The organism is Novosphingobium jiangmenense, from assembly GCF_015694345.1.
Classification (GTDB): Bacteria; Pseudomonadota; Alphaproteobacteria; order Sphingomonadales; family Sphingomonadaceae; genus Novosphingobium; species Novosphingobium jiangmenense.
In genome coordinates this window covers 188,388-204,262 of record NZ_JADQDC010000008.1, presented here as the reverse complement: position 1 = coordinate 204,262, position 15,875 = coordinate 188,388, and the positions used below count along the sequence as shown (strand labels likewise).

Below are 15,875 nucleotides of genomic sequence, written 5' to 3'. Positions count from 1 at the left end.
CGTTGTCGAAGGTGATCGACTGGCGCAGGTCTGGCGCGAGCGGCTTGAGCAGGTTGGCGAGGCTGTCGGCGACGCTTTGCGCCCTGAGGCGTGGCTGGGGGATGGCCAGGATGATCCGCGAGTGGCGCTCGTGAGCGATCAGGACGGCGGGTCCGGGGGTTCGGAAGAGCATGCAGTCGGCCTCCCAGTGGCCGGGGATCTGGCGTGATGCGATGTCCGGTGGCCGGTCGTGGATCGAGCATTTGCCTTGCATTCGGGGCCATCCGCCCTTGGTGCGCCAGCCGCGTCTGATCTTGGCGCGGGGCAGGTAGAGGCGCCACTTGGTGTCGTTGGTGCGCTTGAGCTGGGCATAGACGAAGCGGTAGATGGTCTCGTGGCTGATGACCTTGTGCCCTTCCTCGCGGGCGAGGCGTCCGGCGATCTGCTCTGGCGACCAGCCGGCGGCGAGGCGGTCCAGCACGGCATTGCGCAGGTCATCGTCGCGTTCGAGGCGGCTCCCGCTCCATCGCCGCGCCGAGGTCTGCGCCTGGGCATAGGCAGGCTGGTAGCCGACGCGGTTGCCGGTGTTGCGCTTCAGTTCGCGGGCGATGGTCGACGGCTGGCGATCCAGAGTTGCAGCGATTTGCCGGATCGATTGCCCGGCTTCGCGAAGCCGGGCAATCGAGCATCGCTCCTCAAGCGAAAGCTGGGTGTATCTCGACATGGCAACACCTGTCTGAGGTGTTGCACTTCGTTTGTGAACTCAGGGGGATCCCGCTTTTTTGTTGGCGGGTTGGTCTCGGAAGAAAAGCCCAGCCCCGGGTCAAGCCTGGGGCGACGATGGTGTTGGGGTTTTTGGGGTGTTTGGGGCGTTTGGAGTGTGGGCGGTGTTGGTCGCTGGATTCCCGCCTGCGCGGGAATGACGAAGGGGGGATGGCGCGCCCGGCAGGACTCGAACCTGCTGCCTCAAGATTAGAAGTCTCGCGCTCTATCCAGATGAGCTACGGGCGCGCGCCGGGGTTCCTTAGGGTTCAAACTCGGTCGGGGCAAGTTCGAGGTTCGAAGCAGAATGGCTTAGCGCAAGAAGGCGGGGCGCAGGAGTATGTCGATACTTCAAGCCTTGCCGACGTAGCGATGGGCCATTCTGGTCGAACCCCTTCGGGGCAGTCAAATGGCTTCCATCTCAGGCAAACCGGCCCTTGCAAAGGCAACCAGCCTTTGCGGCGGGCCGCTTCACCCGATATGTTTGCCATTTGACTGCCTCGAACTTGCCCCGACCGAGTTTGAGCCCTCAGCATGCTTTGCGGATCGTGCAAATCGGGTTAGCAACGTCGCCCATGAGCGATCCCCAGATTTCGAGAATCGACGGCACCGCCAGCGCGCGCCGCCATTTCCGCTATTTCGACTATGTGATGGCCTCCTTCGTGGCGATCCTGCTGCTGTCGAACCTGATCGGGGCGGCCAAGCTGGCGCAAGTCGGCGGGTTCACCTTCGGCGCGGGCATCCTGTTCTTCCCGGTGTCCTACGTGATCGGCGACGTGCTGACCGAGGTTTACGGCTATGCCAATGCGCGGCGCTGCGTGTGGATGGGCTTCTTCGCGCTGGTGTTCATGGCGTTCATGAGCTTCGTGGTGGTGGCGATGCCGCCCGCGCCGGGCTGGGACGGTCAGGCTGCCTATGAAAGCGTGTTCGGATCGACCTGGCGGATCGTGCTCGCTTCGGTGACGGCATTCTGGGCGGGCGAGTTCGTCAATTCCTTCGTGCTGGCCAAGATGAAGGTGCTGACCGGCGGCAGGATGCTGTGGACGCGCACGATCGGCTCGACCGTGTTTGGGCAGGCGGTGGACAGCCTGTTGTTCTATCCCATCGCGTTCCTCGGCATCTGGACGCACGAACAGGTGCTGACGGTTATGGTTACCAACTGGCTGATGAAGGTGGTTTGGGAGGCTGTGCTGACGCCGGTGACTTACGCGGTGGTCGGCTGGTTGAAGGCGCGCGAGGGTGCGGACGTCTATGATACGGACACCGACTTCTCGCCGTTTGCGAAGGCGCCTCAGGTCTAGGATTGAGCTGGATTTTCAGCGCTTCGTCATTGCGAGCGTAGCGAAGCAATCCAGAGCGGTTTGTGGTGGCGCTCTGGATTGCTTCGTCGACTGCGTCTCCTCGCAATGACGAACTGCGGGTGCAATGCCGGAGTGAGCGAAGCCTCCCCGCCCTCACGCAAAAGCCCCGCCTCTCCGGGGGGCGGGAGAGGCGGGGCGGCTTGCGGGCGGGCTGGAAAGGACCCGCAAGAAAGGTCGGTGCTCAGTCGGCGATGAGGCCGATCAGCAGGTAGACCAGCACCGCCGAGCCGAAGCCGAGCAGGGTGCCGAGGGCGAAGGCGACGCGGACCAGCGTGACATCCACGTTGAAGTAGTTGGCTATCCCTGAGCAGACGCCCATGATCTTGCCGTGGGCCTTGTCGAGGCGGAAGCCGCGCGAGCTTTCGATCGGGCGGGGTGCCGAGTCGTCGAAGCGAAGCTGGCTCATCAGATCATCTCCTGCATGGCGGCGGGTGCCGCGCTTGTGTTGACGGGGGTGTGGACCGTGCCGGCGATCAGCGCGAGGCTGAGGGCGAAGGCGGTGGCGGCAGCGGCGATGCGGTTGGTCAGGGCGGTCATGATCTTGTCCTCATGGTAACTGTGGAAGCCGTTGTGGCTTATGCGAACAGCTCTGCATGGGGCGTGCCAAATTGCGGAAATGGCGGATTTGCGGGGTTTTGTCGGTCGGCTGAGCAAAGCGCATTCTTTCGCTTTGCTGAACAGTGGTGAAATTTCCCATTAATTGGCGAGAGCATTTCAGCGCAGGTTCTGCGAGCGGTCTGGTCGACGTATTGCAGCTTGCTTTTTCGCTCGACCGCGCCTATCTGCGCCTCATCCCGACATTGTGAAAGCAAGGTCAGGCTGGTGCCACCGGGCTCCGGCACGGATCGGCATTTGCATTTCGGACAGTTGGAGCTTGCATGGCGGATATTGCGCGTATCACCGAGGTAATCGAACCGGAGGCCAAGGCCCTGGGCTTCGATCTCGTGCGCGTGCGCTATTTCAAGGGTGGCGAGATCGGTGACGAGGAGCATACGCTCCAGGTCATGGCCGAGCGGCCCGAGACCGGCCAGCTGGTGATCGAGGACTGCGCCGCGCTTTCGAATCGCATTTCCGACCGCTTCGACGAACTGGAAGAGGCGGGCGAGGTGCTGCTGGAAGATGCCTATCGGCTCGAAGTTTCCTCGCCGGGGATCGACCGTCCGCTGACCCGCGCGAAGGACTTCGCCGCATGGGTCGGGCAGGAAGCTCGCATCGAGCTTTCCGAACTGCTGGGTGAGCGCAAGCGCTTCCGTGGCGATCTCGTCGGTTTCGACGATGCGACCCAGACCATTTCCATCGAGGACGATGGCGCCGTGTTCGAGGTGCCGTTTGCCCTTGTCGCCAATGCCAAGCTGATCCTTACGGACAAGCTTATTGCCGCTTCCCGGCCGCTGGACACCAGTGGTGCGGACGAAATTCTCGAAGAACAGGAAGACTGACCCATGGCCAGTGCGATTTCCGCCAACCGCGCCGAACTGCTTGCGATCGCCAACGCGGTCGCCACCGAGAAGATGATTGACAAGTCGGTCGTCATCGAGGCGATGGAAGAGGCAATCCAGAAGTCGGCGCGCAACCGTTATGGCGCCGAGAACGACATTCGCGCCAAGCTCGATCCGCGCACCGGTGACCTGCGTCTGTGGCGCGTGGTGGAAGTGGTCGAGGTGGTCGAGGACTACTTCAAGCAGGTTGACCTCAAGGCTGCCGAAAAGCTGCAGCCGGGCGCTGCCATCGGCGACTTCATTGTCGATCCGCTGCCGCCGGTCGATCTCGGCCGCATCGACGCGCAGTCGGCCAAGCAGGTGATCTTCCAGAAGGTCCGCGATGCCGAGCGTGACCGCCAGTACGACGAGTTCAAGGACCGCGCCGGCGAAGTGATCACCGGCGTGATCAAGTCGGTCGAGTTCGGCCACGTGATCGTCAACCTTGGCCGTGCAGAAGGCGTCATCCGTCGCGACCAGCAGATCCCGCGCGAAGTGCCGCGCGTGGGCGAGCGCGTGCGTGCGCTGATCATGAAGGTCGAGCGCCAGAACCGCGGGCCGCAGATATTCCTGAGCCGTGCGCATCCCGAGTTCATGAAGAAGCTCTTCGCGCAGGAAGTGCCCGAGATCTACGACGGCATCATCGAGATCAAGGCCGCTGCCCGCGATCCGGGCTCGCGCGCCAAGATCGGTGTGATCAGCCGCGATTCGAGCATCGACCCGGTCGGCGCCTGCGTCGGCATGAAGGGCAGCCGCGTGCAGGCCGTCGTGCAGGAACTGCAGGGCGAGAAGATCGACATCATCCCCTGGAGCGAGGACACCGCGACGTTCGTGGTCAACGCGCTGCAGCCTGCAACGGTCAGCCGCGTGGTGATCGACGAGGAAGAGAGCCGCATCGAGGTCGTCGTTCCCGATGACCAGCTTTCGCTCGCGATCGGTCGTCGCGGTCAGAACGTGCGTCTGGCCTCGTCGCTGACCGGTTCGGCGATCGACATCATGACCGAGGCGGAAGCTTCGGAGAAGCGCCAGAAGGAATTCGCCGAGCGTTCGAAGATGTTCGAGGAAGAACTCGACGTCGACGAGACGCTGTCGCAGCTGCTGGTGGCCGAAGGCTTCACCGAGCTGGAAGAAGTCGCATACATCGAGAACGCCGAACTGGCTGCGATCGAGGGCTTCGACGAGGAACTCGCCGAGGAGCTGCAGAGCCGTGCGCTCGAAGCGATCGAGCGTCGCGAAGAGGCCCTTCGCGAACAGCGTCGCGGCCTGGGCGTCGAAGACGCGCTGGCCGAGCTGCCGCACCTGACCGAGGCGATGCTCGTCACGCTCGGAAAGGCCGGGATCAAGACGCTCGACGATCTGGCCGACCTTGCCACCGACGAACTCATCGCCAAGAAGCGCGCCGAACAGCGTCGCCGCAACGACAAGGGCCCGCGCGAGAAGAGCGATCGCCCCGAGCGCGTCGAGGACAAGGGCGGCGTGCTGGGCGAGTATGGCCTGAGCGAAGAGCAGGGCAACGAGATCATCATGGCCGCGCGTGCCCACTGGTTCGATGACGAGCCAGTAGCTGAGGAGGCCGCCGATGCGGATTCCTCACAATGAGCCGCTAAGCTCCGACATCTCCGGCACTGCACCGGCGGGGAAGACCTCGCCGGAGCGCAAGTGCGTGCTGACCGGGCGCCATGATGCGCGGGACGAACTGACGCGTCTCGCCATCTCGCCCGACGGCGACGTGCTGCCCGACGTGATGGCGCGTGCCCCCGGGCGCGGCGCCTGGATCGGCGTGGACCGGCAAGCCCTTGAAAAAGCGGTTGCCAATGGCAAGCTTAAGGGTGCGCTGGCGCGTGCCTTCAAGGGCGCACAGTTGCGCATCCCGGCCGATCTTCCCGAACGCATCGAACAGGCGCTGCGTCGCCTGGTGACCGACCGGCTCGGCATCGAGCTGCGCGCGGGCAACGTTCTGCTGGGCACGGAGAAGATCGCGCAAGGGTGCAGGGCAGGGGCGGTGACGTTCCTCGGCCATGCCTCGGACGCCGGCACCGATGGTCCCAACAAGCTGGCGCAGGCCTGGCGCGTAGGCGAGGGTGCCGAAGGTTCGGGGATGAAAGGTGTGATCTTGCCGCTGGACCGAGCGGCGCTGTCTGTGGCATTGGGCCGCGACAACGTCGTTCACGTTGCGCTGACCGACCCCGCTGCCGCCGCAAGGCTGCAAGCGCCGCTGCAGCGCCTGATGAATTTTCTCGGAAACGGGACTGATGCCACCGAAGCCGACGCGGCTGCAGTGGCGAACGACGATATTGATACGAAGGGCGAATGAGTTCGATGAGCGATAGCGACAAGAAGCCGACACTGGGCCGCAGGCCGCTGGGTCTGAAGACCTCGGTGGAGGCCGGAGAGGTCAAGCAGACCTTCAGCCATGGTCGCACCAACAAGGTGGTGGTCGAAGTGAAGCGGCGCAAGCTGATGGGCCGGCCCGGCGAGGCCGCTCCTGTTGCTGCGCCTGCCGCTCCGGCGCCGGCTGCCACGCCGGTAGCTCCGCCGCCGCCACCCCCGCCGCCCCCGCCGCCGCCTTCGGCAAGCCGCGAGACGCGCCAGGAAATGCAGGCCCGCCTGCTGCGCGAAGCCGAGGAAGCCCGCCTCGCCGCGCTCGAGGCTGCGAACCGTCGCGAGCAGGAAGAAAAGCTCAAGGCGATCGAGGAAGAGCGCCGTCGCGCCGAGGAAAAGGCCAAGGCCGAAGCTGCGCCTGCGCCGGTTGCTGCGCCCGAGCCCGCGCCGGAACCGGTGGCCGCGCCTGCGCCTGTCGCTGCTCCTGCTCCTGCGGCAGAGCCCGAAGTAGCCAAGCAGCCTGAAGCTGCGCCCGCACCGGCGCCAGCCGCTGCAGAAGCCAAGGCCGAAGAGGCAGCGCCCGCGATACCCGCGCCGCGCCGCTTCACGCCCGTGCCCTCTGCTGCGCCGATCAAGCGCCCCGAGCCGGCTGCCAAGAAGCCCGCAAGCAATCCGCGCGATCGCAAGACCGAGGACCGCCGCGGTGGCAAGCTGACCGTTACCCGCGCCCTCAACGAGGACGAAGGCGCACGCGCCCGTTCGCTCGCCGCATTGAAGCGTGCGCGCGAGAAGGAACGCCGTGCCCACTTCGCCGGCCAGTCGCAGCCGCGCGAAAAGCAGGTCCGCGACGTGGTCGTGCCCGATGCGATCACCGTGCAGGAACTGGCGAACCGCATGGCCGAAAAGGCGGCGGACCTCGTCAAGGCGCTGTTCAAGATGGGCATGATGGTCACCATCAACCAGACCATCGACCAGGACACCGCCGAACTGCTGGTGACCGAATTCGGCCACAACATCCAGCGCGTGAGCGACAGCGATGCCGACATTGACACGGCGGCTGACGTCGACGCCGAGGACACGCTGAAGGCGCGTCCGCCGGTCGTGACGATCATGGGCCACGTCGACCACGGCAAGACCTCACTGCTCGATGCGCTGCGCGGGACCGACGTGGTGCGCGGCGAAGCCGGCGGCATCACGCAGCACATCGGCGCCTACCAGATCAAGACCAAGGGCGGCGAGTTCATCACCTTCCTCGACACCCCGGGCCACGAAGCCTTCACCGAGATGCGCATGCGCGGTGCCAATGTCACCGACATCGTCATTCTGGTGGTTGCCGGTGACGACGGGCTGATGCCGCAGACGATTGAGGCGATCAACCACACCAAGGCGGCCGGCGTGCCGATGATCGTGGCGATCACCAAGTCGGACAAGCCCGAGTTCAATCCGCAGAAGATCCGCGAGCGCCTGCTGGAGCACGAGATCATCGTCGAGGCGATGTCGGGCGACGTGCAGGACGTGGAAGTCTCGGCCCGGACCGGCGACGGCCTTGACGAGCTGATCGAGAAGATCCTGCTGCAGGCCGAACTGCTCGAACTGAAGGCCAACCCGGATCGCGCGGCGGAAGCCACCGTGATCGAGGCCAAGCTCGACAAGGGCAAGGGCCCGCTGGCGACCGTGCTGGTCAACCGCGGCACGCTCAAGGTTGGCGACATCCTCGTGGTCGGCACCCAGTCGGGCCGCGTCCGTGCGATGCTCGACGACAAGGGTCGTCAGGTGAAGGCGGCAGGTCCGTCGCTGCCGGTCGAAGTGCTCGGCATCGGCGGCGTGCCGATGGCCGGTGACACGCTGACCGTGGTCGAGAGCGAGGCCCGTGCCCGCGAAGTGGCCGCGTATCGTCAGGAACGCGCGACTGCCAAGCGCACCGCGCAGGCACCCGCGAGCCTCGAGAACATGTTCTCGGCACTGGCCGCGAAGAACACGGTCAAGGAATACGCACTGGTGGTCCGTGCCGACGTGCAAGGTTCGGTCGAGGCGATCGTCAACGCGCTCAACAAGATCTCGACCGACGAGATCAAGGTGCGCATCCTGCAGTCCGGCGTTGGTGCGATCACCGAAAGCGACGTCAACCTGGCGCAGGCCAGCGGCGCGCCGATCGTGGGCTTCAACGTCCGTCCGAACGCCAAGGCGCGCGAACTGATCGAGCGCAACAAGGTGCGGATGAAGTACTTCGACGTGATCTATCAGCTCACCGACGACATCCGTTCGGAAATGGCGGGCGAGCTGGGGCCGGAGGCGATCGAAACGGTCGTCGGCCGCGCCGAGGTCAAGGAAGTGTTCCCCGCTGGCAAGAAGGACAAGGCAGCCGGTCTGCTCGTGGTCGAGGGTGCCATCCGCAAGGGGCTGCATGCACGCCTTACGCGCAACGACGTCATCGTCAGCCGCACGACCATCGCCTCGCTGCGTCGCTTCAAGGACGACGTGCCGGAAGTCCGCGCGGGTCTGGAATGCGGCGTGCTGTTGCAGGACACGAACGACATCAAGGCTGGCGATCAGCTGGAAGTCTTCGAAGTCGAGATGCGCGAACGGACGCTGTAAGGCGTGGCGAAAAGTCGGGGACGTCGGCGAAAGCCGAAAGGCGGGCAGCAAGAGCACGGTAAAAGTCCCCGACAGTTTCGCTCAAGACTGGCTGAGACCTTTCTCGGTGAGCTTGCCGAACGAGCGGGTTGCGGCTGTCTGAGCACAGTTGCATCCCTTGGTTTGGCGGCGGTCGTCGTCATTCGGAGCTACGCATGACCCGCTATGTCGCCCTGTTCGGATCGATCAACGTTGGCGGGAACCGCGTGACGATGGCGGATCTGCGCTGGGCGTTCGAGCGGGAAGGGCTGACGGGGCTTGAGACGGTTGTCGCCAGTGGCAACTTGCTGTTCGACTATGACGAACGGCCGCTTGATGGTCTGGAAGACCTGTTCGCGCACGTCATGCTCGAGCGGTTCGATATCAAGAGCTTCGTCGCGGTGCGCGATCGGGCGGCGATTGCACAAGCGGTTGAGGGCAATCCGTTCACCGGGATCGGCAAGGACAATCTGGTCCACACGCTGTTCCTCGAACGCCAGCCCGATCAGGCCGCGTTCGACAAGCTGGCAGCGGATCAGGCGATGCGTGGCCTCGAGAAACTGGCAATCGGCGAGCGCAGCATCTATATCGACTTTGTGAGCAGCGTGGCCGAAAGCAAGCTGACGAGCGCCTTCATCGAGCGCCGTCTCGGTTGCCGGGGCACCGCACGCAACGTGCGCTCGATCGCGCGCATCCTTTCGAAGATGAGTTGAATTTGGCCAAGTTCCAGACGTCCCCTGAAACCCGCTCCGTCCGTCTGCTCAAGGTAGGAGAGCAGGTGCGCCATATCCTGTCCGAGCTGCTGACGCGGCAGGAAGTGCATGACGACGTGCTTTCGGCGCATACCGTCTCCGTCACCGAAGTGCGCATGTCGCCCGATCTGCGCCACGCCACGGTGTTCGTGAAGGCGCTGCTGGGTGAGGACGAGGAGATCGTGCTCAAGGCGCTGCGGACCAACACCGCATTCTTCCAGCGCGAAGTGGCGCAGCGGTTGCGGCTGAAGTACGCCGCCAGGCTCAAGTTCCTGCCCGACGAGAGCTTTGACGAGGCCAGCCGGATCGAACAGCTGCTGTCCGACCCCAAGGTTTTGCGCGATCTGGAAGACTAAGGGTAAGGCTTCTAGGCCGGGACCATCTGCGTATCGATGCTGATGGTGACCGACTTTGCGACGATCAGTCGGTAGGCCGTCATTCCGAATTCGGTGCGGTCGATCTTCGCGCGGCCTGACAGGCGGATGGTCTCGCGACCGGTAGCCTTCGCGGGTGGTGCGGTGAAGCTGACATTGAGCGTGGTCGGGCGGGTTACGCCCTTTGCCGTGAGATCGCCGCTGACCACTGCCGTGACCGGACCGGTCATGGTCATCGAACGTCCGATGAAGCGCACCTGCGGGTGGTGGTCGACGTCGAAGAAGTCTGGGCCCTTGAGGCGCTTGAGCGTGACCGAGTCTCCGGCTTCGAGCGCAGTGGCATCGAGCGTCACGTCGAGCCTGACGCTGTCGAGATGGGCCGGATCGAGTTCGATGCCGCCGCTGATCGCAGGGAAGCGCGCGGTCTTGCTGGCGATGCCGAAGAAGCCGACGCGGGCGTGGACGTCGCTGTGCTGCGCGTCGATGCGATAGCGCAGGGTTTGGGGCGGGGCGTTTCCGGCCAGAGCCACGAGGCCCAGCACGCTGACGGTCAGTCGAGTTTTCCTGCACATTGGTCGGCGATCCCTCTGGCAATCCGGAACGTGCGCCTTATGGCTGTGCGCGATGGCCAAGCTCTACTTTTACTACGCCAGCATGAACGCCGGCAAATCGACCAATCTCCTGCAGGCGGACTTCAACTACCGCGAGCGGGGGATGGCGACGATGTTGTGGACTGCGGCGCTCGACGATCGCGGCGGTGACCGCGCCATTGAGAGCCGCATCGGCCTTCATGCCGAAGCCCATCGTTTCGGGCACGCTACCGATCTGTGGGCGGCGGTGAAAGCTGCCCATGTGGTACAGCCGCTGTCGTGCGTGCTGGTCGACGAGGCGCAGTTCCTGTCGAAAGCACAGGTGTGGCAGCTGGCGCGGATTGCCGACGAGGCGGGGATTCCGGTGCTGTGCTATGGGTTGCGCACGGACTTTCAGGGCGAGTTGTTCGAGGGTGCGGCGGCATTGCTCGGCATCGCGGACTCGCTGGTGGAGCTGAAAGCGGTGTGCCACTGCGGGCGCAAGGCGACGATGAACCTGCGCGTCGATGATAGCGGCGCGGCGGTGCGGGCAGGGGCGCAGACCGAGATCGGCGGGAATGACCGGTATGTCGCGCTGTGTCGGCGGCACTTTTCCGAGGCGATGTCGGCATGAGCAGGGGCGGCATGAGCAGCGACGGGCTTTACGTGCCGCTGGCCGAGGGCGATCTGCGGCTCGAACTGCTGCGCGAGGACCATCGCGAGGGTCTGCGGCAGGCGTGTGCGCAGGACGACGAGATCTGGGCGATCTATCCGTTCAGCTATGGCGGAAAGGCGTTCGATCCGCAGTTTGACAGTCTGCTGAACTCTGCGCCGCAGCGGCGGCCTTACGCGGTCTTTCACGGCGAGACCCTGGTGGGCATGACGGCGTGGATCGAGCATGGTGCGCCGGACTGGTCGATCGAGATCGGCAACAGCTACATCGTGCCTGCCGTGCGCGGCACTGGGCTGAATGGCCGGTTGAAGCGATTGATGATCGACCATGCCTTTGCCTGCGGGCTCGAGCGCGTGGCGTTCAAGGTGGATGCCATCAACTTGCGCAGTCAGGCTGCGGTCAGGAAAATTGGCGGAGTGCAGGAGGGCGTGATGCGGCATGAGCGGCGGACGTGGACAGGCCGCGTGCGCGATACGGTGCTATTCTCGATCCTCCGCGATGACTGGATGAGCGACAAGACATGAGTCCCGAAGGTCTGGTCTGGCAGATTGCCACGATCGCAATTCCGATGATCCTGGCGATCGTGTTCCACGAAGTGGCGCACGGCTGGGTGGCGCGGGCGTTGGGCGATCCGACGGCGGCCGAGCAGAAGCGGTTGAGCCTCAATCCGCTGCGCCATGTCGATCCGTTCGGCACGATCATTTTGCCGGGCTTGCTCAAGCTGTCGGGTGCGCCGGTGTTCGGCTGGGCCAAGCCGGTGCCGGTGGACTTCCGCCGCTTGCGCAATCCGCGCTGGGGCATGGTGCTGGTCGCGGCGGCGGGGCCGGTGACGAATTTCGTGCTGGCGTTCCTGACGGCGATTGCGCTGGGTCTGCTGGTGCGGGCCACCGACAGCATGGGCGAGCCGGGGCTGGGCGCGCTGTTCCTTTCGGACAACCTGCGCAACTTCCTGATCGTCAATCTCTTCCTCGGCGCGTTCAATCTGCTGCCAATTCCGCCGTTCGATGGTTCGCGCATCGTGATGGGCGTGCTGCCGGCGCCACTGGCGCGGGTTTATGGCCGGATGGAGCCGTACGGGCTGCTGGTGGTGTTCGCGTTCCTTGTGATCCTGCCGTACTTCTGGCCCGACCTGCACCTGGTGCAGCGGCTGATCGGGCCGCCGGTGGAGTGGATCGGCCAGCACCTTGCCAATCTCGCCACGTTGGTGGCCGGGCCTGAGCCGCTCTGACCATGGTGGATGGCTGGATCATTCTCGACAAGCCGCTCGGGCTTGGCTCGACGCAGGGCGTGGCGGCGGTGAAGCGTAACCTTCGGCAAGCGGGCTTCGGCAAGTGCAAGGTCGGCCACGGCGGAACGCTCGATCCGCTGGCGACCGGGGTGTTGCCGATTGCCGTGGGCGAAGCGACCAAGCTGTGTGGGCGGATGCTCGACGCGAGCAAGGTTTATGCATTTACGGTGCGCTTCGGTGCGGAGACCGATACGCTCGACCTTGAAGGGAAGGTTGTCGCGGAGAGCGAGGTGCGGCCCTCGTTGCAAGAGATCGAGGCGGTGCTGCCGCGCTTCATCGGGCCAATAGCCCAGGTGCCGCCGGCCTATTCGGCGCTGATGGTCGATGGCGAGCGGGCCTATGACCTTGCGCGCAAGGGCGAGGCGTTCGAGCTCAAATCGCGCGCCGTCACGATCCACAGCCTCCAATTCCTCCCCGAACCGGGGAGGGGGACCAGCGAAGCTGGTGGAGGGGCACCCGCAAGTCTGACCGACTCCGTGCCCCTCCACCATCCTGCGGATGGTCCCCCTCCCCCGGTGGGGGAGGAACTGACGCTGGTTGCCCACGTGTCCAAGGGCACCTATATTCGCAGTCTGGCGCGCGACATCGCTCGGGCACTCGGCACTGTTGGGCATGTGACCATGCTGCGCCGCCTGAAGGCCGGGCCGTTCGAGATGCACCAAGCGATTTCGCTGGACAAATTGAACGAGGTCGGCCAAGGCGCGCCCCTTGAACACGTACTCTTGCCGCTGGAGGCAGGGCTGGTCGACATCCCGGCTCTCTCCCTCGATCCCGAGCAGGCAAGGGCGGTCCGTCAGGGCCGCGTTCTGGCGGGATTGCCCTTCGAGGACGGGCTTTACTGGGCGAAGGCCGGAGCTGTTCCGGTCGCGTTGGTGGAGCTTTCGGGCGGAAGCCTGAAGGTCTCGCGGGGTTTCAATCTGAAGGATGTCGCGGAGTAGAATACATGTCGATTACCGCTGAAAAGAAGCAGGAAGTCATTGCAGCCCACGCTCGCGCCGAGGGTGACACCGGTTCGCCGGAAGTCCAGGTCGCGATCCTGACCAGCCGTATCCAGACGCTGACCGAGCACTTCAAGTCCAACCACAAGGACAACCACTCGCGTCGCGGCCTGCTGATGATGGTCAACAAGCGTCGTTCGCTGCTCGACTACCTGAAGAAGAAGGATGTGGGTCGCTACAACGACCTGATCCAGAAGCTCGGTCTTCGCAAGTAACCAGCGGAGCGGCCCCAAGCGGGCCGCTTTTGCTTTAAGGCGCACCCGCAATTCGGTGGGTCGCCTTCGGGGCGCGACAAAACGGCCCCACACCGGACCGGGACGGTATTCCCCGGCAGCAAACCCCGTTCGCAATAGGGCGCGCGGGCTGAAGGAAACGAAATGTTCGACGTCAAAACCGTATCGCTGGAGTGGGGCGGAAAGACCCTCACCCTCGAAACCGGCCGCATTGCCCGTCAGGCTGACGGCGCGGTCCTCGCCACGTATGGCGAAACTGTGGTCCTTTGCGCGGTCACCGCGGCAAAGTCGGTCAAGGAAGGCCAGGACTTCTTCCCGCTGACCGTCCACTACCAGGAAAAGTATTCGGCTGCAGGGCGCATTCCCGGCGGCTTCTTCAAGCGTGAGCGCGGCGCGACGGAAAAGGAAACGCTGGTTTCCCGCCTGATCGACCGTCCGGTCCGCCCGCTGTTCCCCGAAGGTTTCTACAACGAAATCAACGTTATCGCCCAGGTTCTGAGCTATGACGGCGAGACCGAGCCCGATATCGTGGCGATGATCGCCGCATCGGCTGCGCTGACCATCTCGGGCGTTCCGTTCATGGGCCCGATCGGCGCTGCCCGCGTCGGCTTTGTCGATGGCGAATATGTGCTGAACCCGAAGCAGGACGTGGCGCTGACCGACGGTCGTCTCGACCTCGTGGTTGCCGCGACCGACACCGCCGTGATGATGGTGGAATCGGAAGCCAAGGAACTGAGCGAAGACGAAATGCTCGGCGCCGTGCTGTTCGCGCATGACGAGATCCGGAAGGTCATCGGCGCGATCATCCAGCTGGCCGAGAAGGCCGCGAAGGATCCTTGGGAAATCGATCTTTCGGACAACACCGCCGACATCAAGAAGAAGCTCAAGGACATCATCGGCGCCGACGTCGCTGCTGCCTACAAGCTGACCGACAAGTCGGCCCGTTCGAACGCCCTGAACGAAGCCCGCGCCAAGGCGAAGGCTGCGTTCGCGGACGAGACGCCGCAGACCCAGATGGTCGCGATCAAGACGATGAAGAAGGTGGAAGCCGACATCGTCCGTGGCGCGATCCTCAAGGACGGCCAGCGCATCGACGGTCGCACGACCACGCAGGTTCGCCCGATCGAATCGATGGTCGGCTTCCTGCCGCGCACCCATGGTTCGGCGCTGTTCACGCGCGGTGAGACGCAGACCATCTGCACCACCACGCTGGGCACCAAGGACGCCGAGCAGATGATCGACGGCCTGGAAGGCCTGCGCTACGAAAACTTCATGCTCCACTACAACTTCCCGCCCTACTCGGTTGGCGAAGTTGGCCGTTTCGGCGCTCCGGGCCGTCGCGAAGTGGGCCATGGCAAGCTGGCATGGCGCGCGCTGCATCCGGTGCTGCCGACCAAGGACGAGTTCCCCTACACGATCCGCGTCCTTTCCGACGTGACCGAGTCCAACGGCTCGTCGTCGATGGCGACCGTCTGCGGCGGCTGCCTTTCGATGATGGACGCGGGCGTGCCGATCAAGCGTCCGGTCTCGGGCATCGCGATGGGCCTGATCCTCGAAGGCAACGAATTCGCGGTCCTCTCGGACATCCTGGGCGACGAGGACCACCTCGGCGACATGGACTTCAAGGTGGCGGGCACGTCCGAAGGCATCACCACGATGCAGATGGACATCAAGGTTGCCGGCATCACGCGCGAAATCTTCGAGGTTGCTCTCAAGCAGGCTTCGGAAGGCCGCGCGCACATCCTGAACGAGATGACCAAGGCCCTCGGCGAGGCACGCACCGAGCTTTCGGCGCACGCACCGCGCATCGAGACGCTGCAGATCGACAAGTCGAAGATCCGCGACGTCATCGGTACCGGCGGCAAGGTGATCCGCGAGATCGTGGCGACCACCGGCGCGAAGGTCGACATCGACGATGAAGGCCTGATCAAGATCTCGTCTTCGGACCTGACCCAGATCGAAGCCGCCAAGAACTGGATCCTCGGCATTGTCGAGGAAGCGGAAGTCGGCAAGATCTACAAGGGCAAGGTCGTCAACATCGTCGACTTCGGCGCTTTCGTGAACTTCATGGGCGGCAAGGACGGTCTCGTCCACGTCTCGGAAATGAAGAACGAGCGCGTGGAAAAGCCGACCGACGTGGTGAAGGAAGGCCAGGACGTCTACGTCAAGGTCCTCGAGATCGACCAGCGCGGCAAGGTCCGCCTGTCGATGCGCGTTGTCGATCAGGAAACCGGTGCGGAACTGGAAGATACCCGTCCGCCCCGCGAACCGCGCGGTGACCGTCCTGACCGTGGCGATCGCGGCGACCGTCGTGGCCCGCGCGGCAACGACCGTGGTGGCCGTGGCGACCGTGGTGATCGCGGACCTCGCCGCGAAGGCGGTGATCGTCCGCGTCGTGACCGTGAAGACGGTCCGGCTCCGGATCACATGCCGGCGTTCCTCAAGTCCGACGACTGAGGAACGGCCAGCAGGC

At 64.4% G+C, this 15,875-nt stretch carries 17 protein-coding genes and 1 tRNA gene; 13 read left to right on the top strand and 5 right to left on the bottom strand.

Going from position 1 to position 15,875, the window contains the following annotated elements; genetic code table 11:
• Positions 1-703 (bottom strand): IS30 family transposase (locus I2488_RS13125; protein WP_196276255.1); only part of this gene is annotated, 703 nt, incomplete at its 3' end.
• 210 nt (positions 704-913) lie between these two features.
• Positions 914-990 (bottom strand) — tRNA-Arg (locus I2488_RS13120).
• A 326-nt stretch (positions 991-1,316) separates the two neighbouring features.
• Between I2488_RS13120 and I2488_RS13115 the strand changes: the two genes are divergently transcribed.
• Entirely contained in the window at positions 1,317-2,042 is a 726-nt protein-coding gene (locus I2488_RS13115; RefSeq protein ID WP_196276254.1) for a queuosine precursor transporter, read from the top strand.
• Between the two features lie 241 nt (positions 2,043-2,283).
• Here I2488_RS13115 and I2488_RS13110 read toward each other — a convergent pair whose 3' ends face one another.
• Together I2488_RS13110 and I2488_RS19725 are read right to left on the bottom strand one after the other, a co-directional pair.
• Positions 2,284-2,508 carry a PspC domain-containing protein gene (locus tag I2488_RS13110; protein WP_196276253.1) on the bottom strand — a complete coding sequence of 75 codons (225 nt, stop codon included), beginning with the start codon at positions 2,506-2,508 and terminating at the stop codon, positions 2,284-2,286.
• A complete protein-coding gene (locus tag I2488_RS19725) occupies positions 2,508-2,639 on the bottom strand; it encodes a hypothetical protein (protein ID WP_281390072.1) in 132 nt (43 codons plus the stop codon). Before I2488_RS19725 ends, I2488_RS13110 begins: the two co-directional genes overlap by 1 nt.
• Before the next feature lie 341 nt (positions 2,640-2,980).
• Between I2488_RS19725 and rimP the strand changes: the two genes are divergently transcribed.
• The 6 genes from rimP to rbfA all read left to right on the top strand — a co-directional run bounded on the left by rimP (position 2,981) and on the right by rbfA (position 9,623).
• Positions 2,981-3,541, top strand: a complete 561-nt coding sequence (rimP, locus tag I2488_RS13105; protein ID WP_196276252.1) for a ribosome maturation protein RimP — start codon at positions 2,981-2,983, stop codon at positions 3,539-3,541.
• 3 nt (positions 3,542-3,544) lie between these two features.
• Entirely contained in the window at positions 3,545-5,179 is a 1,635-nt protein-coding gene (gene nusA / locus I2488_RS13100; protein ID WP_196276251.1) for a transcription termination factor NusA, read from the top strand.
• Complete coding sequence (locus tag I2488_RS13095) at positions 5,160-5,894, top strand: DUF448 domain-containing protein (RefSeq protein ID WP_196276250.1); 735 nt, start codon at positions 5,160-5,162, stop codon at positions 5,892-5,894. The genes nusA and I2488_RS13095 overlap by 20 nt, the downstream gene beginning before the upstream one ends.
• A gap of 5 nt (positions 5,895-5,899) precedes the next feature.
• Complete coding sequence (gene infB, locus I2488_RS13090) at positions 5,900-8,497, top strand: translation initiation factor IF-2 (protein WP_196276249.1); 2,598 nt, start codon at positions 5,900-5,902, stop codon at positions 8,495-8,497.
• A gap of 194 nt (positions 8,498-8,691) precedes the next feature.
• Positions 8,692-9,228: a DUF1697 domain-containing protein gene (locus I2488_RS13085; protein ID WP_196276248.1), complete on the top strand. Its 537-nt coding sequence runs from the start codon at positions 8,692-8,694 to the stop codon at positions 9,226-9,228.
• 2 nt (positions 9,229-9,230) lie between these two features.
• Positions 9,231-9,623 carry a 30S ribosome-binding factor RbfA gene (gene rbfA / locus I2488_RS13080; RefSeq protein WP_196276247.1) on the top strand — a complete coding sequence of 131 codons (393 nt, stop codon included), beginning with the start codon at positions 9,231-9,233 and terminating at the stop codon, positions 9,621-9,623.
• Between the two features lie 11 nt (positions 9,624-9,634).
• Here rbfA and I2488_RS13075 read toward each other — a convergent pair whose 3' ends face one another.
• Complete coding sequence (locus I2488_RS13075; protein WP_196276246.1) at positions 9,635-10,213, bottom strand: YceI family protein; 579 nt, start codon at positions 10,211-10,213, stop codon at positions 9,635-9,637.
• A gap of 52 nt (positions 10,214-10,265) precedes the next feature.
• Between I2488_RS13075 and I2488_RS13070 the strand changes: the two genes are divergently transcribed.
• The 6 genes from I2488_RS13070 to pnp all read left to right on the top strand — a co-directional run bounded on the left by I2488_RS13070 (position 10,266) and on the right by pnp (position 15,859).
• Complete coding sequence (locus tag I2488_RS13070; protein ID WP_196276245.1) at positions 10,266-10,844, top strand: thymidine kinase; 579 nt, start codon at positions 10,266-10,268, stop codon at positions 10,842-10,844.
• Positions 10,841-11,407, top strand: a complete 567-nt coding sequence (locus I2488_RS13065; protein WP_246465654.1) for a GNAT family N-acetyltransferase — start codon at positions 10,841-10,843, stop codon at positions 11,405-11,407. Before I2488_RS13070 ends, I2488_RS13065 begins: the two co-directional genes overlap by 4 nt.
• Positions 11,404-12,111, top strand: coding sequence for a site-2 protease family protein (locus tag I2488_RS13060; protein ID WP_196276244.1), 708 nt, complete (start codon positions 11,404-11,406; stop codon positions 12,109-12,111). The genes I2488_RS13065 and I2488_RS13060 overlap by 4 nt, the downstream gene beginning before the upstream one ends.
• A 2-nt stretch (positions 12,112-12,113) precedes the next feature.
• Positions 12,114-13,109 carry a tRNA pseudouridine(55) synthase TruB gene (gene truB / locus I2488_RS13055; RefSeq protein WP_196276243.1) on the top strand — a complete coding sequence of 332 codons (996 nt, stop codon included), beginning with the start codon at positions 12,114-12,116 and terminating at the stop codon, positions 13,107-13,109.
• Positions 13,110-13,114: 5 nt separating this feature from the next.
• Positions 13,115-13,384 (top strand): 30S ribosomal protein S15, encoded by a 270-nt coding sequence (gene rpsO, locus I2488_RS13050; RefSeq protein WP_039337765.1) that lies wholly within the window; start codon positions 13,115-13,117, stop codon positions 13,382-13,384.
• 162 nt (positions 13,385-13,546) lie between these two features.
• Entirely contained in the window at positions 13,547-15,859 is a 2,313-nt protein-coding gene (gene pnp, locus I2488_RS13045; RefSeq protein WP_196276242.1) for a polyribonucleotide nucleotidyltransferase, read from the top strand.
• Positions 15,860-15,875: the final 16 nt, after the last annotated feature.

Coding starts and splice junctions, on each gene's coding strand:
- I2488_RS13065 (WP_246465654.1), top strand. CDS start 10,841: ATGAGCAGGGGCGGCATGAGCAGCGACGGGCTTTACGTGCCGCTGGCC.
- I2488_RS13110 (WP_196276253.1), bottom strand. CDS start 2,508: ATGAGCCAGCTTCGCTTCGACGACTCGGCACCCCGCCCGATCGAAAGC.
- pnp (WP_196276242.1), top strand. CDS start 13,547: ATGTTCGACGTCAAAACCGTATCGCTGGAGTGGGGCGGAAAGACCCTC.
- nusA (WP_196276251.1), top strand. CDS start 3,545: ATGGCCAGTGCGATTTCCGCCAACCGCGCCGAACTGCTTGCGATCGCC.
- rimP (WP_196276252.1), top strand. CDS start 2,981: ATGGCGGATATTGCGCGTATCACCGAGGTAATCGAACCGGAGGCCAAG.
- I2488_RS13115 (WP_196276254.1), top strand. CDS start 1,317: ATGAGCGATCCCCAGATTTCGAGAATCGACGGCACCGCCAGCGCGCGC.
- I2488_RS13095 (WP_196276250.1), top strand. CDS start 5,160: ATGCGGATTCCTCACAATGAGCCGCTAAGCTCCGACATCTCCGGCACT.
- I2488_RS13070 (WP_196276245.1), top strand. CDS start 10,266: ATGGCCAAGCTCTACTTTTACTACGCCAGCATGAACGCCGGCAAATCG.
- infB (WP_196276249.1), top strand. CDS start 5,900: ATGAGCGATAGCGACAAGAAGCCGACACTGGGCCGCAGGCCGCTGGGT.
- I2488_RS19725 (WP_281390072.1), bottom strand. CDS start 2,639: ATGACCGCCCTGACCAACCGCATCGCCGCTGCCGCCACCGCCTTCGCC.
- rpsO (WP_039337765.1), top strand. CDS start 13,115: ATGTCGATTACCGCTGAAAAGAAGCAGGAAGTCATTGCAGCCCACGCT.
- truB (WP_196276243.1), top strand. CDS start 12,114: ATGGTGGATGGCTGGATCATTCTCGACAAGCCGCTCGGGCTTGGCTCG.
- I2488_RS13075 (WP_196276246.1), bottom strand. CDS start 10,213: ATGTGCAGGAAAACTCGACTGACCGTCAGCGTGCTGGGCCTCGTGGCT.
- I2488_RS13060 (WP_196276244.1), top strand. CDS start 11,404: ATGAGTCCCGAAGGTCTGGTCTGGCAGATTGCCACGATCGCAATTCCG.
- I2488_RS13085 (WP_196276248.1), top strand. CDS start 8,692: ATGACCCGCTATGTCGCCCTGTTCGGATCGATCAACGTTGGCGGGAAC.